The organism is Tatumella sp. JGM130 (assembly GCF_018257525.1).
GTDB lineage: Bacteria > Pseudomonadota > Gammaproteobacteria > Enterobacterales > Enterobacteriaceae > Tatumella > Tatumella punctata.
Genome location: NZ_JAERJS010000022.1, coordinates 22377 through 42362, shown reverse-complemented (window position 1 = coordinate 42362; position 19986 = coordinate 22377). Strand labels below are relative to the sequence as shown.

Genomic DNA, 19986 nt, shown 5'->3' with positions numbered 1-19986 from the left:
CGTTATTTCCGGTTCCGGTTAATAATTATAGCCAGCTATTGGCATTTTGCAGGCAGACCGAGAAAATTCCGAATGGTCTGAGCTACAAGTTTTTCTTGCCGGGCTACAGTGAGCCGGTAAAAAAATATAAGGGGATTAACTATGTATTTACGTCCGGATGAAGTCGCCCGGGTATTGGAAAATGCCGGATTTGAAATGGATCTGGTCACACCTAAAGCTTACGGATATCGTCGCGGTGAAAACTATGTCTATGTTAACCGGGAAGCGCGGCTCGGCAGAACGGCACTGGTTATTCATCCGACCTTAAAAGAAAAAAGCCAGACGTTTGCTGAACCTGCTTCAGAGATGAAAACCTGCGAACACTATAAAGAATTTCCTTTATATCTGGCCGCCGAAAACCAGCAGCATTATGGCATTCCTCATGGGTTCAGCTCACGGATGGCGTTAGAGCGTTATCTCAGCGGAGTATTTGGCTGAGCACTGACAAGATCAACAGCAGAGTACGTCTGCTGTTGACGGTACAGGGATTACCGGGCGGCAGGCATAACCATCGGTTCCCGTCCGGCCTTATATTTTTCCAGAAACTGGTGCTGAAAAATACACATCCGGATAGTATTCCGGTATTCGCCGTTAATGAAAAACTCGTGTTTCAGCACCCCTTCGGTTTCAAAACCGAGTTTAGTGTAAATGTGGATAGCTTTTTCGTTTTCCTGATCAACAATCAGATAAAGCTTGTACAAATTCAGTACCGAAAATCCATACTCCATCGCCAGTTTAGCCGCCTGACTTGCCAGCCCTTTTCCCTGATGCAGCGGATCGATAATTATCTGAAATTCAGCCCTGCGGTGGACATGATTTATTTCCACCAGTTCGACTAATCCGGCATTCTCGCTGTTATGCTCGACGACAAAACGTCGTTCGGTCTGGTCATGGATATGTTTATTATACAGATCTGAGAGCTCGACAAAGGCTTCATAGGGCTCTTCAAACCAGTAACGCATTACACTGGCATTATTGTCCAGCTGGTGGACAAAATGCAGATCTTCCCGTTCCAGCGGACGAAGTTTAATTGTCATTATCTGTTCCTTATTTAATCTTCCTGAAGAGCTTCTGTCACGGGCTGTTTTCCGCAGACCTGTAACTGCCTGAATCTGCTCTGCCAGAGAAAGATCTCTCTGGCACAGAGCTTGCATTGTTCTGCTACATATTTCAGAGGAGGGTGGTTCTCTTCTGAGCCGGGAGAAAGCAGTAATGTCAAAAAACAGTCTACAGCAATTTGGTCTGACGGATGATTATCCGCGGGATTTAATCGGTTATGCGGGGCAGCCTCCGGCAGTGAAATGGCCGGGCGGGGCACGAGTAGCGGTACAGTTTGTCCTTAATTATGAAGAAGGTGCTGAAAATCATATCTGGCATGGTGATGCAGGTTCTGAACAATTTCTGTCCGATATTGTCGGTGCTGCCAGTTTTCCTGACCGGCATATGTCAATGGATTCAATGTATGAGTACGGTTCGCGGGCCGGGTTCTGGCGGATCCATGGCGAATTTGTAAAGCGCGGTTTACCCCTGACCGTCTTCGGGGTTGCGATGGCGCTGGCAAGACATCCGCAGATTGTTGCGGCGATTAAAGCGGCTGATTACGATGTGGTCAGTCATGGCTGGCGCTGGATCCATTATCAGGATATGCCGCCGGAGGCAGAACGCCAGCACATGCAACAGGCAGTTGAGGTACTGACGGCATTATTCGGTAAAGCACCCTCGGGCTGGTATACCGGGCGTGACAGTCCCAATACCCGCAGGCTGCTGGTCGAGGAAGGGGGCTTTTTGTATGACAGTGACAATTATGGCGATGACCTGCCTTTCTGGACACCGGTACAATGTACATCAGGTGAGACCCGTCAGCACCTGGTGATCCCTTATACTCTGGAATGTAATGATATGCGGTTTGCGACTCCGCAGGGATTTAATACGGCAGATCACTTCTTTACTTACCTGAGGGACAGTTTTGACGTGCTGTATGCCGAAGGTGAAAGTGCAGCGAAAATGATGTCCATTGGTATGCATTGCCGGATCCTCGGCCGTCCGGGTCGTTTTCGTGCATTGCAACGTTTCCTTGACCATATCAGTCAGTATCCCGATGTCTGGGTATGTACCCGCCAGCAAATAGCAGAGCATTGGACCAGACACCACCCTGCACCTTAGGGCTTCGCCCCCCGTGGTGGCGGGGGGCGGCAGATTATGTCATCAGGCTGACCTGGGCAGCGACGATTCGCCAGCCTTCAGGAAAACGCACCCAGCTTTGTTGTTGCCGGCCGATTTTATCGCTGCCAATGCGGGTAAATTCGGTACTGCATACGGCAAAGTCGTCGCCGTAGGTAGTGATCACGGTATTATGCAGTGTACGGTCAAGATTCGCGGAGGGGCGTGAAGCACGGAATGCCTGAATTTGCTCAATACCGTACAGGTTTTCTCCGGCCCCCAGCCGAACGGTACAAGCGCTGTGCCAGAATAATTCATCAAGTACTTCAATATCATTACCGGTCAGGGCTGCTTCATAGCGATAAAACTGGGCGGTGACTTGCTGTAATACCCGCGGGGAATTAATGATGGGTGCTGTCATTCTGTTATATTCCTGAAGCTGAAAGGAGGCAGGGTGATCTTCTGCTGTTCAAGTGCTCTGGCGGCCTGTAATGCATGGGCTTCCTTAAAAGGAGCGGCGATGATCTGGACGCCGACGGACAGGCCATTGGCAGCCGGCAGGGGCACAGTGCAGACAGGTAACCCGATGAAAGAGACCGGCTGTGTCAGCATCCCCATACTGGCGCGCACCGGCAGGTCCTGCTGATTAATACGCATTGTCTGCTGATTAATCAGTGTCGCACTGCATGGCGTCGCCGGGGCCAGCAGAATATCGATATTATCGAACAATGGCAGGATCTGCTGGCAGAAATGACGCCGGAAACGCTGTGCCTGCACATACCAGCTGCCGGGTAGCATGGCTCCTGCCAGCAACCGTTCACGGGAATGAATTTCGAACAATTCAGGGAACTGGCGTAATGCCGGCAGATAATGATTCCCTCCTTCGCTGGCACTGATAATAAATGCCGCTGAACGGGCCAGCTCTGCATCAGCCCACTCAACGTCTTCTGAGGCATTCAGGGCGCGTGCTGCTGTTGCTACGGCCTTGCGGGATTCTTCATCACACCACTGGGAAAAGTACCCCCCCAGTACACCGACCCTCAGGCCGCTGGCGGGGTGATCAAGTTGTGTAAATGAAGGTTCCGCAGGACGCGGCGACTGAAAGGCATCATCAGGATCGTTGCCCTGCAGGCAATCATAAACCAGACTCAGGTCAGTGACGTTACGGGCAAAAGGGCCGATATGATCGAGGCTGGCGACAAACGGATGCGAACCCTGGCGGGATAATCGTCCGTAGGTCGGTTTAAGACCAAAAACACCACATAATGCGGCAGGAACGCGTATTGATCCATTGGTATCTGTCCCCAGAGAAAACGGTATCAGTCCTGCAGCCACTGCCGCCGCCGATCCGCCCGAAGAACCGCCGGCAATACGCTGTAAATCTCGCGGGTTATGGCTGGGGCCGTAGTGGCTGTTTTCGGTGGTGAAGCCGTAGGCATAAGCATCCATATTCAGCATGCCGGACAACAGAGCGCCTGACTGACGGAGGCGTGATACGGCACGGGCATCCTGGCGGGCGGCCGGACGGGCAGCAAATAACTTAGCCCCGGCGACAGTGGTATATCCCTGAACGTCGAACAGATTTTTGACCCCGTAAGGTATGCCACTCAGGGGGCTGCCGTGATCTCCCTGACGGAAGTTCCGGTCAACGACGGCGGCCTCCTGCAACATGCGCTGACGGGTCACTTCGGTCCAGGCATTGAGTTGCGGATTATGCTGCGCAATTGACTGCAGAGTGTGGCTGGCGATTTCACTGGCACTGATTTCACCGCGTAATCTGGCCTGTTGCAGTGCGCTAATAGTCATTTCGCTGAGATTCATAACCGGTATACCCCTGCGACTTCAATACGGTCATCCAGCGGGTAATCCATCAGAGGCTGAGCCATCCTGGCGATACGGGTAAGTTGTACCAGTACTTCTGCACGACGATCTTCTGTCAGTTCAATATCCGAGATATGTTCCATTTGGGTCAGATATGCTGACCATTCAATGGGATGTGTCATTGTCAGTTTCTCCTTAAAAACCGGCGGCACTGCCGTTACTGCGTGGATCGGATGCCCCTTCCAGCATGCCGTTACAGTGCCGGACAATGGCACCGGCATGTCCCACGGCTTCACTGAAGTCAGCAATTACTTCAATATCATGACCCATCTGTTTCAGGGTCTGCAGGGTCTCGCGACTAAAACGCCCCTCCATTTTCAGCGACTCCGATGTTTGCCCCCAGGTCCGGCCAAGCAGCCAGCGCGGGGCAGTAATCGCCTGTTGTAACGGAATTTTCTGCTGGACATAGCGGGTAAATACGGTGGCCTGAGTCTGGGGTTGCCCGTCGCCTCCCATCGATCCATAAACCATTACCCGGCCGTCACGCAGACGTGCAGCAGCCGGGTTTAAGGTATGAAAAGGACGTTTACCCGGGGCCAGTGTCAGTAGCTGTTCCGGTTGCAGGGTGAAAGAGGCACCGCGGTTCTGCCATAAAATGCCGGTCTCAGGGATCACCACACCACTGCCGAATTCATGGTAAATACTCTGAATAAACGAAACGGCCATTCCCCGGTTATCGATTATTCCCATCCAGACCGTATCGCCCGGCGCACGGCATCCTGTATCTGGTGTTGCATGGCTGAGGTTAATCCCGCCGGCCAGCTGATCCAGATAACTGTCTTCCAGCAGCGTTTGTGGATCAATACGCATTTCGCGGGGATCGGTCAGATAGCGATCCCGCAACCTGAATGCCTGTTTGGTTGCTTCGACGATCCGGTGAATACTGCCGGTTTCATCTGCTTCTGGCATATTCAGACGGTCAGTAATCCCGGCGATGGCCAGAGAAACAAGGCCCTGGGTTGGCGGAGTGAGGTTATACAGTGTGCCTTCACTGTGGGCCAGTTGCAGCGGTTTTTTACGCTGCGCCCGATGCTGTTGCAGATCCCTTAAGGTCACCGGCATGCCCAGATCAGCCATACCTGCGGCTATTTTTTCTGATAAGGGGCCGCGGTAAAAACTGTCCAGACCATCCTCTGCCAGTGCCTGCAGGGTGTCCGCCAGTGCTTCCTGTGTAAACCTGCTTCCGGGGGTGGGTACCCTGCCTTGTGGTAAATAGATATCAGCGAAGCCGGGCTGATGTTGCAGCTCACTTAACTTACCGGCGCTGGCAGCAGACTGTGATTCTGTTACCGGGATCCCGTGGCGGGCATAATGGATAGCATCTCTCAGTAACTCAGCGACCGGTGACGGGGAAAATCCGGACTCCTGAGAAAAAGCCAGTGCTTCCTGCCAGCCGCTAACGGTGCCAGCGACGGTCAGGGCGGCGTGCGGGCCGCGGTACGGAATCGCTGTCATCCCCGCATAAAAATCGGGAGTTGCCTGGCTGCCGGCAGCACCGCTGGCATCAATAGCGATCGGATCACCTTCAGGCGGAACAATCAGCCAGAAACTGTCACCTCCGAGGCCATTCATATGCGGGTACACAACGGCAATAGTTGCCGCTGCCGCGACCATGGCTTCTATCGCATTTCCTCCGGCACGTAATACGGCCAGGGCGCTTTCGCTGGCCAGATGATGGGGAGTCACTGCCATGCCATTAGGGGCAATATTGCTTTGGATCATTGGTTCCTCAGTTCAAATCTTGCAGAGAGAGTCAGTGGTAAGCAATTTTTGTTCCGTTTCCGGGCTTTTTGGTTCGCGGAGAATAACAATGGATCAAATTGTGCTAGTTTTGCGCTAACAAATGCAGCAGGAGTGATGATGAAACAACTGGATCAACGGCTGGAAAGCCATTACCCCCGGCTGTCGCCGCAAGAGAAGCGGGTGGCCGATTTTGTATTTGATCATTTTGATGATGTGATCAGTTACAACAGTGCAGAACTAGCCAGACTGAGCGGTGTGTCCAAGGCGACCGTTAGCCGTTTATTTAAACGGCTGGGTTATGAAAAATACAAAGATATGCATGATGAAATGCGGACTCTGCGGCAGTCCGGGATGCCGTTAACGGATAACCGTGATGCAGTGCAGGGTAACACTCTGTTATCCCGTCATTATAAGCAGGAAATAGCCAATCTGACCCACTGGACAACCGCCATCGATCCCCTGCAATTTAGTGAGGTTATTCAGTCGCTGGCTGATTCCCGTCGGGTGGTTATTATCGGGTTACGTAATTCATATCCGGTAGCAATGCACCTGCGCCTGCAACTGATGCAGGTACGCAGCCAGGTCGTATTACTGCCTTTACCGGGCCAGACGTTATCTGAAGAGCTGGCCGACTTAAGCAGTCATGATGTTGCCGTTGTGGTGGCTTTTCGCCGCAGGCCGGCAATTATCCGTCCGTTGCTGGAACAGCTACAGCGCCAGTCAGTCCCGGTGGTACTGATCACTGAGCCACGGGGCGCGGGATTACAGGATCTTTCCCGCTGGCAGCTGGTTGCTCCGCTGGAAAGTGTATCTGCATTTGACAGTTACAGTGCCGCAATGAGTCTGGTGAATTTAGTTTCCAATGCGCTGCTTCATGAAATGCTGGCCGACGGAAGACAGCGTATCCATAAGATAGCCGGTCTCTATCAGCAACTGGATGAGCTTGAAAGACGATAACGGGGCGTCATTGTGGTGCATTGCATTGTTTTTGTGCGTCTTCACCGGGCGAAAAAAGGGGCGTACAGCAGGGATTACCGATAATTAACCGCCAGTCACCGGTTTTTTTGAGTAAAGACTTTGGCACATTAGTTGCAAACATGGATTTATAAGAATCTTTTGTTTCAATGATAGCCAGAGGAAAATATGCGCCGGTGAAATATTGCGTGTACTGGAGCAATTAGCCGCGGAGGGTATGACACTCATTCTGGTGACTCATGAAATGAATTTTGCCAGAAATGTCGGTAACCGTGTGGTGTTTATGCATCAGGGGAAAGTCCGGGAGCAGGGGGACAGTAAAACCCTGTTTGCTAATCCGGAAACCGCAGAATTAAAACAGTTTATTTCGTCGGTGCATATGTAACCTCAATCGTTAAGGAACCCGTTATGGATCTCAGCCCGTTTTCACAAATCAATCCGCCACAACGTTTACTGATGGGCCCTGGTCCGATCAATGCTTACCCGCGGGTATTACGTGCGATGTCCAGCCAGTTATTGGGACAGTATGACCCGGCAATGACCGGTTATATGAATGAAGTGATGGCCCTGTACCGGCAGGTGTTTTGTACCAAAAATCAGTGGACCATGTTGGTTAACGGAACTTCACGTGCCGGTATCGAAGCGATACTGGTGTCGGCAATAAAGCCGGGCGATAAAGTTCTGGTGCCGGTCTTTGGGCGCTTCGGCCATTTACTCTGTGAAATAGCCCATCGCTGTCGTGCCGAAGTCCATACGATAGAGGTGCCGTGGGGCGAGGTATTTTCTGCAGACCAAATCGAAGATGCTATTCGCCGTATAAAACCACGGTTATTACTCACAGTGCAGGGTGATACCTCGACCACTATGCTGCAGCCGCTGCATGAACTGGGTGATATTTGCCGCAGATACGGGGTGCTTTTTTATACGGATGCCACCGCATCTCTGGGCGGAAATCCTCTGGAAGTCGATGCATGGGGGCTGGATGCCGTCTCTGCGGGGATGCAAAAATGCCTGGGAGGTCCTTCCGGCACCTCGCCGGTCACCCTCAGTCCTGAAATGGAAGCCGTGATCCGCCGGCGCAAACGTGTCGAACAGGGGATCCGTACTGTCGATCATGCGGAAGGTGACGATGAGATGATCTACTCCAATTATTTTGATCTGGGGATGGTGATGGATTACTGGGGGCCGGAACGTCTGAATCACCATACAGAAGCCACCAGTGCCTTGTTTGGTGCACGTGAAAGTGCACAAATCATTCTGCAGGAAGGGCTGGAAGCCGGTATTGCCCGCCACCGGCTGCACGGTGATGCCATGCTGAAAGGTATTCAGGCCATGGGATTACAGGTATTCGGCGATATCAGACATAAAATGAATAATGTTCTGGGTGTGATGATCCCTGATCAGATCAACGGTGATCAAGTACGCGCTAGGATGCTGAATGATTTCGGGATCGAGATCGGTACATCCTTTGGTCCGTTACATGGCAAAGTCTGGCGTATCGGAACCATGGGCTATAATGCACGTAAACAATCTGTGTTGCAGACCCTGACCGCCCTCGAAGCGGTACTGAACAGTCTCAGGTTCAGCACCCCGCGGGGAGCTGCCATACAGACTGTCCTCGATCATTATCTGGCGGATGACAACCATGCATAACCGGATAGATCCTTCTCAGGCCAGGCAGGCCGCATTACGGGTGATGGCCCGCAGTGATGATTTGGCGGCTATCAGCGAGGATGACGGTCAGTTAACACGGGTATATCTTTCAGCCGAACATTTTCGGGCTAACCGGCAGGTGGCTGAATGGATGCGTCAAGCCGGAATGGAGACCTGGCAGGATGCGGTGGGGAATATTTGTGGCCGTTATGAAGGGCAGACGGCCAATGCCCCGGCTATTTTACTGGGATCGCATCTGGACAGTGTAAGAAATGCCGGTCGTTATGACGGCCCCCTGGGCGTACTGAGCGCAATAGAAACGGTCAGCTGGCTGAATGAACAGCAAATTCGCTTACCGGTCGCGATCGAGGTCATTGGTTTCGCTGATGAAGAAGGGACAAGGTTTGGGATCACTTTACTGGGAAGTAAAGGCATTACCGGTCGCTGGCCTGCGGCATGGGTGGATCACCCTGATCACCAGGGAGTGACTGTTGCACAGGCTATGCAGGCCTCAGGACTGGATGCCACGAAGATTGCCACTGCGGCCCGTCACCGGGACGCGATTATCGCTTATCTTGAGTTGCATATTGAACAGGGGCCTTGTCTGGAACAGGCGGGGCTGGCTCTGGGCGTTGTCACCGCGATTAATGGTGCGCGGCGTCTGAATTGCCAGTTCACTGGTCAGGCCGGCCATGCGGGCACGGTACCGATGACCCACCGCAAAGATGCTCTGGCAGCAGCGGTCGAATGGATGGTATTTGTCGAGAATTGTACACAGCAGCGGGGGGCACCGCTGGTGGCAACCGTCGGGACCATTGCCTGTGAGCCCGGCGCAGTCAATGTTATCGCCGGAGAAGCCCGGTTATCTCTGGATATCCGCGGACCTGAAGATGGCCCGCTGGCATCATTACAGGCGTGCTTACTTGAAGAGGGTCAGCGTATTGCTGAACGGCGGGGTCTGCGGTTTACCGCCGAAGAATACTATGGGATCCCGGCCACTGCCTGCGATCCCCGCCTGCGGGATGCATTCAGTGATGCGGTGGCCGAAGTACAGGGACAGTCCGTGTTACTGCCCAGCGGTGCCGGGCATGATGCGATTGCGATTGCCGAATGCTGGCCGGTGGCGATGCTGTTTGTACGCTGTGCGGGGGGGATTAGCCATCATCCGGACGAATCTGTCACTAGTGATGATGTGGCGCTGGCTATCCGTGCTTACCTGCAGGCGATTATGCAGGTGGCTGCCGGGCATTATCCGGGATAAGTTATTGTGATTGGGGAGGTTGTTTGCTGATGAACATTGAACAGTTTAATCAGCTTTCGCCATCAGAAGCTAAATCAGTGATTGAGGGCTGTGTTGCAATAGCCGGGTGGCAGCAGCAACTGGTGGCGGCGAGGCCGTTTCTTTCCCTGCAACAGGCGATGGCGACGGCCAGGCGGTTAACCGAAGGCTGGGGGGAGTCTGAATTATGTCTGGCGCTTAGTGCTCACCCGCGGATTGGTGAAACGGCGGCAGGCAGTATGTCCCATCACACTGCATCACGGGCTGAGCAGTCAGCGGTACTGTCGGCCGGCAGCCAGATAAAACAGTTGATGACGGCGGGGAACCGTGCTTATGAACAGCGGTTTGGTCGTATTTTTTTGATCCGGGCGAAAGGGCGCAGCCCGCAGGAGATCCTGACCCAGTTACAGCGCCGCTTAGGCAATAATGAAGTGGCAGAACGGCAGGAAAGTCTCCGGCAGTTGCGAGAGATTACGTTATTGCGTTTGCAGGAGATACTGTTATGAGCACTATTACGACACATATACTGGACACTGCGCTGGGTAAACCGGCCACGGATGTCAGTATCACCCTCGAACAGCAATCTCCGGAGGGGTGGTCGGTGATCGGACAGGGGAAAACAGACAGTGACGGGCGACTAAAAAATCTTACCTCAGAGCCAGTCACACCGGGCCATTATCGTCTGACGGCGGAGACCGGTGACTATTTTGCCGTCACTGGCCGCCAGTCGCTGTATCTGACCGCACAAATCGATTTCCTGATTCCGGAAGCCGGCAGCCATTACCATCTGCCGTTTCTGGTTACCCCCTGGTCATGGTCAACCTATCGTGGCAGCTGACCAGAAGCGGATTATTGATCACTGAGACTAAAATTATCCGCATCGCGCCAGGCCGGAAAGCGGTCGCGGAAGGCCCGCAGTTCATCCAGTGAGAGCACCTGTTGCAGCACTGCCGGCTGATGTGCCGGCGGGGCAGCCAGCAGTTCGCCGGTCGGGCTGATAATCCGGCTGTCACCGCTGTAGCTCTGCCGGTGGATATCTTCCCCGACACGATTACATCCCATCACATAGGCCTGATTCTCGATAGCTCTGGCCAGTAATAACGCCTGCCAGTGCTGGCTGCGTGGCGCCGGCCAGCTGGCGACATACAGGGCCAAATCATAGTCATTACGGTTACGGGAAAATACCGGGAAACGCAGGTCATAACAGATTTGCGGCAGAATACGCCATCCCCGCCACTCGACGGTTACCCGTTGCTGGCCAGCCTGATAATACTGGTGCTCATCTCCCATGCGGAACAGATGGCGTTTATCGTAGCGGTGTACCACGCCCTGCGGAGTGACCAGCAGAAAACGATTCACTGCACCGGTTTCGGTGTGTAATGCCACGCTACCGCCAATCATGGCATCAAACCGGATAGCCTGGCATTGTAACCACTGAATCACCACCGGCTCGGGAAGTGAACTGGCAGCGGCCTCCATTGCAAAGCCGGTGGTGAACATTTCCGGTAACAGGATCAGGTCGGCTGTCGCTATCTCAGCCAGTGCCTGTTCAAAATGACGGAAATTAGCTTCGCCATCCATCCACACCAGAGGCTGCTGTAATAATACGACCTTTAAATCTGACATAAGCGCTCCGCAGCGGCCTGAAGGGTCGGTTCCTGTTTGGCAAAACACAGACGGATCAGTTTATGCGGAAACTCTCCGGCACAAAATACTGATAACGGGATAGCGGCAACTCCGACTTCACTGGTCAGCCACTGACAGAAGCTGACATCATCCAGCCCGGAAATGGCGCTATAATCCAGCAGTAAAAAGTAGGTGCCTTCACAGGGCAGAACTTTAAAGCGACTCTCTTTTAAGGCATTGATCAGAAAATCACGACGGCTCTGATAAAACGCCGGTAATTCCAGATAATGCTCAGGTGTTTCACGCAGCATATCTGCCAGCGCCAGCTGTGCCGGTGTATTCACAGCGAAGGTCAGGTACTGGTGTACTTTACGTATTTCGGCAGAAATGGCAGCAGGCGCGATACAGTAACCCACTTTCCAGCCTGTCATATGGAAGGTTTTGCCGAATGACGACACGGCGATACCGCGTTCACGCAACTGAGGGTGTTGCAGCAGACTGCTGTGGCCTTCCGGGGCAAAACAGATATGCTCGTAGACTTCATCACTCAGGACATAGATTTCCTGTGACTGAATAGCCTGCCACAGGCTATGGAAGTCACTCTCCTGCCAGACTGTTGCCGTAGGGTTATGGGGCGTATTCAGGATCACTAACCGGGTTTTATCACTGAGTAACTGATGAAACGCCTGCCAGTCTGGGCGGAATCCCGGTGGTTGCAGGGCAATTCGTTTTAATATCCCCCCGCATAATTCGACTGCAGGGGCATAACTGTCGTAGCTTGGGTCGAAGCAAATGACCTCGTCCCCGGGTCTGACCAGCGCGGTTATTGAAGCAAACAGGGCCTCTGTCGCCCCGGAGGTGACGGTGATATCTGTCGTGATATCCGGCGTATAGCCGTAACAACACTGAGTCTTTTCGGCAATCGCTTCGCGTAACGGCTGCACGCCGGTCATCGGGGCGTACTGATTCGCCCCCTGGCTGACATGCCAGGCCAGACGTTGTTGCAAATATTCCGGACCGTCAAAGTCAGGGAATCCCTGAGACAGGTTGATCGCATTGTGTTGTTGTGCAAGAGCACTCATCTGGCTGAAGATGGTGGTTCCCAGTGCAGGGAGTTTACTTTCGGGGGTTAAAGTCTGCTGCGTCATGATTACTCTGCCTTATTTGCGGCTATCCGGGTCAACGGTGATTAGCATTTGTCTGTCATCGCTTTATTGAAGCCACTATAAACAGGATGCTAATATTTGGCAATCAAGACACTTAGATGGCTAAATGCCATTTTCCCGGGCGGAGCCCGAAAAAGACGGTCTGTTCAGCAGACCATATGCAGCCATGCTGCGGAGGGTAAATGATTCGAGCAATTGTGACGGATATTGAAGGGACAACCAGCGACATTCGTTTTGTCCATCAGGTGCTGTTTCCTTATGCACGTCAGCATCTGGACAGCTGGATCCTGCGTAATATTGAACAACCGGAAGTTGTTCAGGCACTTGATAACCTGAAATCGGAACGTGGTCAGCCGGAAGCAGATACCGCATCACTGATTAGCGTATTACACCGGTTTATGGATGAAGACCGGAAATCAACCGCCCTGAAAGCATTACAGGGAATGATCTGGCGCGAAGGCTATCTGAACGGCAGTTTTACCGGTCATCTGTATCCGGACGTTGTGCCGGCTCTGAAACGCTGGCAGCAACAGGGGCTGGCGTTATATGTCTATTCTTCGGGTTCGGTGCCGGCACAAAAATTATTATTCGGCTACAGCGATGCAGGTGATATTACCGGATTATTTAGCGGGTATTTTGACACCCGGACAGGGGCAAAACGTGAGACAGGTTCTTATCAGCAGATAGCCAGCCAGCTCGGGCTGGAAGGGCAACAGTTACTGTTCTTATCCGATATTCATCAGGAACTGGATGCGGCTAAGCAGGCGGGCTGGCATACGCTGCAGTTAATCCGGGGAGAGGCTGACAGTGTCAGCGTGCATCCTCAGGTCAGCAGCTTTGAGCAAATTAACCCGGAGAAGGTCTGAGATGAGCGCGTTGACGATTTTTACTGACAGTGATGCCAGCCAGCCGGTCTGGTACAGCGAAGATGCGGCACAAATCCGCGATAAGCTGGCGGAGAAACAGATACGTTTTGAGCGCTGGGCTGCGGATAGGGAGTTGGGTGATAACCCTGCAGCGGAAACGGTTCTGCATGCCTATCAGCATGAGATAGAGAAGCTGGTGGCAGAAAAGGGCTACCAGAGCTGGGATGTCATCAGCATGCGGGCTGATCATCCTGACAAGCAGACCCTGCGGGCGAAGTTTTTGTCTGAGCATACCCATGCAGAAGATGAGGTGCGTTTTTTTGTGGAAGGGGCGGGGTTATTTTGTCTGCACCTCGACGGTCATGTATACCAGATCCTGTGTGTTAAGAATGATCTGATCTCGGTCCCGGCGGGGACAGCCCACTGGTTTGATATGGGGCCGGCACCTGATTTCACCGCTATCCGTATTTTTGATAATCCGGAAGGCTGGATTGCCCGGTTTACCGGTGACAGCATTGCTGACAATTATCCCCGGCTGGCGTAGCCGGGAGTAATTATTGGCGGATTAGTCTGCCACTGCCGGCCGGAAAATCCCCCCGGCCACTTGCTGAGGTGTGACCATACCTGTATCCAGTACCCAGCCGCTGATCAAGGCCGCCGGGGTCACATCAAAGGCCGGGTTATGCACTCGGATATTTTCCGGAGCCCAGCTGACGGTGCCGAAACTGCCGGATACCCCGGTCACTTCACTGGCCGCACGTTGCTCAATCGGAATATGGCTGCCGGAAGGGCACTGGCGGTCCAGAGTGGTATGCGGTGCGGCAACATAGAACGGAATCCGGTGATAGTGGGCCAGTACCGCCAGACTGTAAGTACCAATCTTATTGGCGACGTCACCATTTGCGGCAATCCGGTCGGCCCCGACCCACACCGCATCGACTTTTCCTTCGGCCATCAGTGCGGCCGCCATGCTGTCTGTAATCAGCTGGCAAGGGACACCGGCTTCTGATAACTCCCATGCCGTCAGCCGCCCTCCCTGTAGTAACGGGCGAGTTTCACCGACCCACACCTGAGCGACATTCCCCTGTTGCCAGGCCCTTAAGATCACCCCCAGTGCCGTTCCAATGCCTGCTGTTGCCAGTCCGCCCGTATTACAGTGTGTCAGTATCCGGCTGCCGGCAGGGATTTGCGGCGTACCGGCGTCGGCAATATGCTCGCACAACTGGCGATCTTCCCCGGTCAGACGTAAGGCTTCAGTCACCATTGCCGTGACATAGTCTTCAGCAGACAAGGCCTGCAGCATCCGGTCCAGGTTATTCATCAGGTTGACTGCAGTCGGACGTGATGCTCGCAGTGTTTTCAGTGACTCTGTCAGCGCCTGGCGCGACATTCCCTGCCGGGCCTGAATGGCCAGTAACAGAGACGCTGACAGGCCAATAAGCGGAGCGCCTCTGACGCGTAAAGCATGGATGTGGTCCACCAGTTGTTCGGTGGTGGCAGCAATTAACCAGTTCTTTTGCTGAGGTAGCGCCTGCTGGTCAAGGATCCATAACTGGTTATCAATAATCTTCAGGCTGGTGGTTTGCAGAGTTTGCATCAATATCATTTCCGTGTTGCTTCACTGGCAGATAGTATGCCAATATGCGCTATAGATGTGTAGACGTCTGAACGTCTTAATATTATAAGCTACCCGTCAGAGAGGAACAGGCAATGTCGCAATACCGTACCTTCACCGCCACAGACGCCGTGGAATATGCCAGAAAATTTTCCGGGCTGGAGCATCCGGAAACACTGGCGGATGCGCTGGAGGTGGGAGACGGTAATCTGAATCTGGTATTCAAAATCCTTGATCAGCAAGGTATCAGCCGTGTGATTGTGAAGCAGGCATTACCCTATGTGCGCTGCGTGGGTGAATCCTGGCCACTGACCCTGGATCGTGCCAGACTGGAAGCTGAAACCCTGATTGAACACTACCAGTATTGCCCGGAACATACGGTAAAAGTGACGCACTACGATGCCGGACTGGCGGTCATGGTGATGGAAGATTTGTCTGATTACCGTATCTGGCGCAGCGAGCTGGTCAGTGGCCGCGCCTGTCCACAGGCGGCTGCCCGGCTGGGGCACTATCTGGCCAGTGTTCTGTTTGCCTCTTCTGATTTCGCACTGCATGCCCATAAAAAGAAAGCACAGGTGGCGCAATTTATTAATCCTGAAATGTGTGAAATTACCGAAGACCTGTTTTTTAACGATCCCTATATTAAGCATCCGCGTAATAACTACCCGGTCGCTCTGGAACCGCTGGTCGCTTCATTACGCGAAGATACAGAGTTACGGGTCAGGGTTGCGGCTCTGAAATATACCTTCCTGACCCACAGTGAAGCATTACTGCACGGTGATATTCATACCGGGTCTGTATTTATTTCTGATGACGGATTAAAAGCGATTGATGCTGAGTTTGGTTACTATGGCCCGATGGGCTTTGATATTGGTACCGCATTAGGTAACCTGCTGCTGAATTATTGCGGGCTACCGGGGCTACTGCCGCCGCGGGAAGCAGCGGAAGCCCGTGAGCAGCGTCTGTCAGATGTGATTACCTTGTGGCAGACCTTTTCTGAAGAATTTTTAGCCCGCAGCCGGCAGCAAACCAGTGATCCGGCATTATCCGTAGCCGGATACGCGGAAGCATTTCTGCAAAAAGTATGGTGTGATGCGATTGGTTTTTGCGGAACCGAATTGATACGCCGTACCGTCGGTATGTCTCATGTGGCTGATATCAATAATATTACTGATGAAATGATGCGGACGGATTGTCTGCGCCATGGGATTACTTTGGGACAAACACTGATTCTGGCCGCCGATCATATTCATAATGCCGAAGCATTAGTGGCGCGTATTCGTCAGACTGCCTGATACAGATCCTTTATTCACCAGAGAATATCTTCTGCCGGATTCTCTGTGGATCACGACAGGGATAACAATCTGTGCAGGAATCCCCCTGCACAGGCTTGCACTGTCCGGTAGTTGGGCTACACTGGCGGCGTTAATTTTCCGATGAAGGACATTCCCTATGTACCAGGATATTATTCGTTCAGAACTGAATGAAGCCGCAGAAACGCTTAACAACTTCCTGAAAGATGAAAACAATATTCAGGCAATTCAGCAGGCTGCTATTTTGCTGGCCGACAGCTTTAAATCCGGCGGGAAAGTACTTTCTTGCGGAAATGGCGGTTCTCATTGTGACGCGATGCATTTTGCTGAAGAACTGACCGGCCGTTACCGTGAAAACCGTCGTGGCTACCCGGCAATTGCGATTTCGGATGTCAGTCATATATCCTGTGTCAGCAATGACTTTGGTTATGATCATGTTTTCTCCCGTTATACCGACGCAGTCGGCCGTGAAGGTGATGTGTTGTTAGGTATTTCGACATCCGGCAACTCAGCGAACATTATTAAAGCCATTGACGCTGCGCGTGCGCGTGGTATGAAAGTGATTACCCTGACCGGGAAAGACGGCGGTAAAATGGCTGGCAGTGCGGATATTGAAATTCGCGTCCCGCATTTTGGTTTTGCTGATCGTATTCAGGAAATTCATATTAAAGTTATCCATATTTTGATTCTGCTGATCGAAAAAGAGATGGCAAAATAATCAGGCTCGCGCCCTCACTAAAAATACGCAGGCTGACAGTTTGTGACGACTTGCCAGAGTGTGGCCCGCGTGTTATTCCTTTTATTCAGAGACCAAAATAAAATACCTGACTGCCTGAATGTAAGAGGTTTAACTGATGTGTGAATTGCTCGGGATGAGCGCTAATGTACCGACGGATATCTGTTTCAGTTTTACCGGGCTGGTACAGCGCGGCGGCGGTACCGGGCCGCATAAAGACGGCTGGGGAATTACTTTCTATGAAGGGAAGGGCTGCCGGACATTTAAAGATCCGTTGCCGAGTATTCATTCGCCGATAGCCTGCCTGGTTCGCGATTATCCGATTAAATCACATTCCGTCGTTGCCCATATTCGCCAGGCAAACCGGGGAAATGTCTCGCTGGAAAATACCCACCCTTTTACCCGTGAGTTATGGGGCAGACACTGGACTTATGCACATAATGGCCAGTTAACCGGTTATCAGGAACTGGACAGTGGCCATTTTCGGCCGGTGGGCGAAACGGACAGTGAGAAAGCATTTTGCTGGATACTGCATAAACTGGCGGGGCGCTTTCCCGATACTCCCGATGACTGGCCGGTTGTCTTTGATTATATTGCCAGTCTGGCTGACGAATTACGGGAAATGGGGGTGTTTAATATGTTGCTCTCGGACGGACGTTATCTGATGGCCTATTGTTCCACCCACCTGCATTGGATCACCCGCCGGGCACCTTTTGGCAAGGCGACCCTGATTGATCAGGATGTTGAAATTGATTTTCAGCAGCAAACCACCCCGCGGGATGTGGTCAGTGTAGTCGCGACACAGCCGCTGACAGGTAATGAAACCTGGCACAGAATTGCACCAGGCGAATGGCAGTTATTTTGTCTGGGTGAGCGCCAGGAAATGTTTTGAAGCGGCCTCAGGGGGCGCGCTGAACGGTGTCTGGCTGAGTACATACTGCCCGTTACTGACCGTCATTGTCGGCGGTCGTTTATATTTCAGGAAATAGTCATAACCGGGTTTGAGCTGTTTCCAGAAACTGATATACGCCGAGTCACGATGGCGCTGCATATTGTTTTCTGTCATACGGAACGGAAAAATATTCACTTCGACTTCTGACTGGCCATTGCGCAGAGCCGCATTTACGTAGGTATAAATCTGATCCATATAGGCATTAGTCATTGCATAGCAGCCGATCGATACGCAGTTTCCATGGATCATCAGGTAATTGCCGCTGTAGCCATTCTCACGGTCAAACTGATTCGGGAAACCGAGATTAATCGCACGGTAGAAATGGCTGTCGGGTTTTAACTGATTAAAATGTACTGAATAAAACCCTTCAGGACTTTTAAAATCACCTTCTGTCCGTTTGGGTCCCAGTCCGCCGGAAAAGTCACAGATACGGAAGCTATCCAGCAGCCGATATTCATTACCAATCTTACCGTATAAATCCAGAGTACGTTCTTCTTTAAATATCTGAATAAATACCTGAGTACCCAGTAATTGTTGTTTTAATTGTTTGCTGACGGGCAGCTGCGGGGTTACCGGATTTTCGCTTATTGCCAGGCAACAGGCCGGGATTAAAAACATCGCAAGAAGGAGTGCGATTTTACGCATGCTACTGCTACCTTGAACAAAGAGTGGGAGATATAGAGAGCTATTTTTCTTTTCGCCGTGTGGGCAGAGTCACCCGGCTTCAGGCCGGATAAGCGCCACATTAGCATTGTTCTCAGTTTTAGCAAGCAGCAGATGGATAAATTTATGTCAGTAGCTGCAGCGGGCGAAGGGATAAATGTTTAACCACCAAACCATCGCGCTGATGGTCAGTGGTTGATTTTTACACTGAATATTTATACAGTACATTGGTTGATTTTCAGAGGGCTGCGGCGAATGCGTAAGATCATTCATGTTGATATGGACTGTTTTTATGCAGCCGTCGAAATGCGTGATAATCCTGAGTGGCGTGAGGTGCCGCTGGCGATAGGCGGCAGCCGGGAACGACGGGGGGTTATCAGTACAGCCAACTATCCGGCGAGAAAATATGGTGTGAGAAGCGCGATGCCGACAGCCACGGCCTTCAGGCTTTGTCCGCAGCTCACTCTGCTGCCCGGACGCTTTGCGGTGTATAAGCAGGTGTCAGAGCATATCCGCCAGATTTTTCTGCGTTATACCCCGCTGATTGAACCGCTTTCCCTGGATGAAGCCTATCTGGATGTCAGTAACTGCTTACATGCCCGCGGGTCCGCAACACTGATAGCTCAGGAGATTCGTCAGGCTATATGGCAGGAATTGCAACTGACGGCTTCCGCAGGTATTGCCCCGGTGAAATTCCTTGCCAAAATTGCCTCAGATTTAAATAAGCCGGATGGGCAGTATGTGATCACCCCTGCGGTTATGGACGACTTTATTTGCCGCTTACCGCTGGAGAAAATCCCCGGGGTGGGAAAAGTATCAGCCGCAAAACTGGCCGGTATGGGGCTGCAAACCTGTGCGGATGTACGGCAGGCGGATCTGTCGCTGTTACTGAAGCGTTTCGGGAAGTTCGGGCATATTCTGTGGGAACGTAGTCATGGTATTGATGAACGCAAAATTATTGCCGACCGCCAGCGCAAATCTGTAGGGGTAGAAACGACTCTGGAAAAGGATATTGATCAGTGGGAACAATGTGCTGCGGTTATGGAACAGTTGTATCCGGAACTGGAGCGGCGGCTGGAAAAAGTACGCCCTGATTTACGGATTTCACGGCAGGGGGTGAAATTTAAGTTTTCCGATTTTCAGCAAACGACCCGTGAGCATATCTGGCCGGTACTGAATAAGCAGGATCTGCTGACCATTGCTCGGGAAAGCTGGAATGAGCGACGGGCTGGCCGGGGCGTCAGACTGGTGGGATTACATATCACCCTGCCAGACCCCTGCTCAGAACAGCAGCTGCCGCTGGGATTATAAGCCGGCCC

Annotated in this window: 22 protein-coding genes and 1 pseudogene; 14 read left to right on the top strand and 9 right to left on the bottom strand. The window is 52.4% G+C overall.

All coding sequences use genetic code 11. From position 1 onward, the window contains the following. The first annotated feature begins 141 nt into the window (after positions 1–141). Complete coding sequence (locus JK211_RS11415) at positions 142–477, top strand: DUF2002 family protein (protein ID WP_212708801.1); 336 nt, start codon at positions 142–144, stop codon at positions 475–477. A gap of 50 nt (positions 478–527) precedes the next feature. Here the strand turns inward: JK211_RS11415 and speG are convergent, their stop codons facing one another. Continuing rightward, positions 528–1076, bottom strand: a complete 549-nt coding sequence (speG, locus tag JK211_RS11410) for a spermidine N1-acetyltransferase (protein WP_212708800.1) — start codon at positions 1074–1076, stop codon at positions 528–530. Between the two features lie 175 nt (positions 1077–1251). Between speG and puuE the strand changes: the two genes are divergently transcribed. Further along, positions 1252–2202 (top strand): allantoinase PuuE, encoded by a 951-nt coding sequence (gene puuE / locus JK211_RS11405; RefSeq protein ID WP_212708799.1) that lies wholly within the window; start codon positions 1252–1254, stop codon positions 2200–2202. 34 nt (positions 2203–2236) lie between these two features. Here the strand turns inward: puuE and hpxZ are convergent, their stop codons facing one another. Genes hpxZ through JK211_RS11385 form a run of 4 tightly spaced genes read right to left on the bottom strand, consistent with a single transcriptional unit; the run spans position 2237 to position 5802 of the window. Continuing rightward, positions 2237–2620, bottom strand: a complete 384-nt coding sequence (gene hpxZ / locus JK211_RS11400) for an oxalurate catabolism protein HpxZ (protein ID WP_212708798.1) — start codon at positions 2618–2620, stop codon at positions 2237–2239. After that, positions 2617–4020 (bottom strand): AtzE family amidohydrolase, encoded by a 1404-nt coding sequence (locus JK211_RS11395; RefSeq protein WP_212708797.1) that lies wholly within the window; start codon positions 4018–4020, stop codon positions 2617–2619. Before JK211_RS11395 ends, hpxZ begins: the two co-directional genes overlap by 4 nt. Then, positions 4017–4202: an oxalurate catabolism protein HpxX gene (gene hpxX / locus JK211_RS11390; protein WP_212708796.1), complete on the bottom strand. Its 186-nt coding sequence runs from the start codon at positions 4200–4202 to the stop codon at positions 4017–4019. Before hpxX ends, JK211_RS11395 begins: the two co-directional genes overlap by 4 nt. Before the next feature lie 13 nt (positions 4203–4215). Then, complete coding sequence (locus tag JK211_RS11385) at positions 4216–5802, bottom strand: gamma-glutamyltransferase family protein (RefSeq protein ID WP_212708795.1); 1587 nt, start codon at positions 5800–5802, stop codon at positions 4216–4218. A gap of 138 nt (positions 5803–5940) precedes the next feature. Between JK211_RS11385 and JK211_RS11380 the strand changes: the two genes are divergently transcribed. The 6 genes and pseudogenes from JK211_RS11380 (at position 5941) to uraH (ending at position 10568) form a co-directional block, all read left to right on the top strand. Beyond that, complete coding sequence (locus JK211_RS11380; protein ID WP_212708820.1) at positions 5941–6780, top strand: MurR/RpiR family transcriptional regulator; 840 nt, start codon at positions 5941–5943, stop codon at positions 6778–6780. Positions 6781–6973: 193 nt separating this feature from the next. Then, positions 6974–7183 (top strand): annotated as a pseudogene (locus tag JK211_RS11375) (amino acid ABC transporter ATP-binding protein); the annotation flags it as partial. 23 nt (positions 7184–7206) lie between these two features. Continuing rightward, positions 7207–8451, top strand: coding sequence for an alanine--glyoxylate aminotransferase family protein (locus tag JK211_RS11370; protein WP_212708794.1), 1245 nt, complete (start codon positions 7207–7209; stop codon positions 8449–8451). Then, the gene (hpxK, locus tag JK211_RS11365; RefSeq protein ID WP_212708793.1) at positions 8444–9712 is read left to right on the top strand and encodes an allantoate amidohydrolase; all 1269 of its coding nucleotides are present in this window, start codon (positions 8444–8446) and stop codon (positions 9710–9712) included. The genes JK211_RS11370 and hpxK overlap by 8 nt, the downstream gene beginning before the upstream one ends. Positions 9713–9741: 29 nt before the next feature. Next, entirely contained in the window at positions 9742–10236 is a 495-nt protein-coding gene (gene uraD / locus JK211_RS11360) for a 2-oxo-4-hydroxy-4-carboxy-5-ureidoimidazoline decarboxylase (RefSeq protein ID WP_212708792.1), read from the top strand. Beyond that, the gene (uraH, locus tag JK211_RS11355; RefSeq protein ID WP_212708791.1) at positions 10233–10568 is read left to right on the top strand and encodes a hydroxyisourate hydrolase; all 336 of its coding nucleotides are present in this window, start codon (positions 10233–10235) and stop codon (positions 10566–10568) included. Before uraD ends, uraH begins: the two co-directional genes overlap by 4 nt. Before the next feature lie 11 nt (positions 10569–10579). Here the strand turns inward: uraH and JK211_RS11350 are convergent, their stop codons facing one another. Further along, positions 10580–11356 (bottom strand): amidohydrolase, encoded by a 777-nt coding sequence (locus JK211_RS11350; RefSeq protein WP_212708790.1) that lies wholly within the window; start codon positions 11354–11356, stop codon positions 10580–10582. Continuing rightward, on the bottom strand, positions 11344–12504 hold the full coding sequence (locus JK211_RS11345) for a pyridoxal phosphate-dependent aminotransferase (protein ID WP_212708789.1): 1161 nt from the start codon (positions 12502–12504) through the stop codon (positions 11344–11346). The genes JK211_RS11350 and JK211_RS11345 overlap by 13 nt, the downstream gene beginning before the upstream one ends. A 200-nt stretch (positions 12505–12704) precedes the next feature. Here JK211_RS11345 and mtnC point away from each other — a divergent pair, with 200 nt between their 5' ends. Both mtnC and JK211_RS11335 read left to right on the top strand, forming a co-directional pair. Further along, positions 12705–13388, top strand: a complete 684-nt coding sequence (gene mtnC, locus JK211_RS11340; protein WP_212708788.1) for an acireductone synthase — start codon at positions 12705–12707, stop codon at positions 13386–13388. Between the two features lies 1 nt (position 13389). After that, on the top strand, positions 13390–13932 hold the full coding sequence (locus JK211_RS11335) for an acireductone dioxygenase (RefSeq protein WP_212708787.1): 543 nt from the start codon (positions 13390–13392) through the stop codon (positions 13930–13932). Positions 13933–13953: 21 nt separating this feature from the next. Here JK211_RS11335 and mtnA read toward each other — a convergent pair whose 3' ends face one another. Next, entirely contained in the window at positions 13954–14985 is a 1032-nt protein-coding gene (mtnA, locus tag JK211_RS11330; protein ID WP_212708786.1) for an S-methyl-5-thioribose-1-phosphate isomerase, read from the bottom strand. A gap of 113 nt (positions 14986–15098) precedes the next feature. On the opposite strand from mtnA, the gene mtnK reads away from it, so the two are divergent. From mtnK to JK211_RS11315, 3 genes are all read left to right on the top strand, one after another. After that, positions 15099–16298 carry an S-methyl-5-thioribose kinase gene (gene mtnK / locus JK211_RS11325; RefSeq protein WP_212708785.1) on the top strand — a complete coding sequence of 400 codons (1200 nt, stop codon included), beginning with the start codon at positions 15099–15101 and terminating at the stop codon, positions 16296–16298. A gap of 157 nt (positions 16299–16455) precedes the next feature. Next, positions 16456–17034: a D-sedoheptulose 7-phosphate isomerase gene (lpcA, locus tag JK211_RS11320; RefSeq protein WP_212708784.1), complete on the top strand. Its 579-nt coding sequence runs from the start codon at positions 16456–16458 to the stop codon at positions 17032–17034. Between the two features lie 136 nt (positions 17035–17170). Beyond that, entirely contained in the window at positions 17171–17944 is a 774-nt protein-coding gene (locus JK211_RS11315) for a class II glutamine amidotransferase (protein WP_212708783.1), read from the top strand. On the opposite strand, the gene dpaA is transcribed toward JK211_RS11315, so the two are convergent. Continuing rightward, complete coding sequence (gene dpaA / locus JK211_RS11310) at positions 17909–18649, bottom strand: peptidoglycan meso-diaminopimelic acid protein amidase (RefSeq protein WP_212708782.1); 741 nt, start codon at positions 18647–18649, stop codon at positions 17909–17911. The genes JK211_RS11315 and dpaA overlap by 36 nt on opposite strands. Positions 18650–18922: 273 nt before the next feature. On the opposite strand from dpaA, the gene dinB reads away from it, so the two are divergent. Continuing rightward, positions 18923–19978: a DNA polymerase IV gene (gene dinB, locus JK211_RS11305; protein WP_212708781.1), complete on the top strand. Its 1056-nt coding sequence runs from the start codon at positions 18923–18925 to the stop codon at positions 19976–19978. The last annotated feature ends 8 nt before the right edge of the window (positions 19979–19986 follow it).

Coding starts and splice junctions, on each gene's coding strand:
- JK211_RS11415 (WP_212708801.1), top strand. CDS start 142: ATGTATTTACGTCCGGATGAAGTCGCCCGGGTATTGGAAAATGCCGGA.
- speG (WP_212708800.1), bottom strand. CDS start 1,076: ATGACAATTAAACTTCGTCCGCTGGAACGGGAAGATCTGCATTTTGTC.
- puuE (WP_212708799.1), top strand. CDS start 1,252: ATGTCAAAAAACAGTCTACAGCAATTTGGTCTGACGGATGATTATCCG.
- hpxZ (WP_212708798.1), bottom strand. CDS start 2,620: ATGACAGCACCCATCATTAATTCCCCGCGGGTATTACAGCAAGTCACC.
- JK211_RS11395 (WP_212708797.1), bottom strand. CDS start 4,020: ATGAATCTCAGCGAAATGACTATTAGCGCACTGCAACAGGCCAGATTA.
- hpxX (WP_212708796.1), bottom strand. CDS start 4,202: ATGACACATCCCATTGAATGGTCAGCATATCTGACCCAAATGGAACAT.
- JK211_RS11385 (WP_212708795.1), bottom strand. CDS start 5,802: ATGATCCAAAGCAATATTGCCCCTAATGGCATGGCAGTGACTCCCCAT.
- JK211_RS11380 (WP_212708820.1), top strand. CDS start 5,941: ATGAAACAACTGGATCAACGGCTGGAAAGCCATTACCCCCGGCTGTCG.
- JK211_RS11370 (WP_212708794.1), top strand. CDS start 7,207: ATGGATCTCAGCCCGTTTTCACAAATCAATCCGCCACAACGTTTACTG.
- hpxK (WP_212708793.1), top strand. CDS start 8,444: ATGCATAACCGGATAGATCCTTCTCAGGCCAGGCAGGCCGCATTACGG.
- uraD (WP_212708792.1), top strand. CDS start 9,742: ATGAACATTGAACAGTTTAATCAGCTTTCGCCATCAGAAGCTAAATCA.
- uraH (WP_212708791.1), top strand. CDS start 10,233: ATGAGCACTATTACGACACATATACTGGACACTGCGCTGGGTAAACCG.
- JK211_RS11350 (WP_212708790.1), bottom strand. CDS start 11,356: ATGTCAGATTTAAAGGTCGTATTATTACAGCAGCCTCTGGTGTGGATG.
- JK211_RS11345 (WP_212708789.1), bottom strand. CDS start 12,504: ATGACGCAGCAGACTTTAACCCCCGAAAGTAAACTCCCTGCACTGGGA.
- mtnC (WP_212708788.1), top strand. CDS start 12,705: ATGATTCGAGCAATTGTGACGGATATTGAAGGGACAACCAGCGACATT.
- JK211_RS11335 (WP_212708787.1), top strand. CDS start 13,390: ATGAGCGCGTTGACGATTTTTACTGACAGTGATGCCAGCCAGCCGGTC.
- mtnA (WP_212708786.1), bottom strand. CDS start 14,985: ATGCAAACTCTGCAAACCACCAGCCTGAAGATTATTGATAACCAGTTA.
- mtnK (WP_212708785.1), top strand. CDS start 15,099: ATGTCGCAATACCGTACCTTCACCGCCACAGACGCCGTGGAATATGCC.
- lpcA (WP_212708784.1), top strand. CDS start 16,456: ATGTACCAGGATATTATTCGTTCAGAACTGAATGAAGCCGCAGAAACG.
- JK211_RS11315 (WP_212708783.1), top strand. CDS start 17,171: ATGTGTGAATTGCTCGGGATGAGCGCTAATGTACCGACGGATATCTGT.
- dpaA (WP_212708782.1), bottom strand. CDS start 18,649: ATGCGTAAAATCGCACTCCTTCTTGCGATGTTTTTAATCCCGGCCTGT.
- dinB (WP_212708781.1), top strand. CDS start 18,923: ATGCGTAAGATCATTCATGTTGATATGGACTGTTTTTATGCAGCCGTC.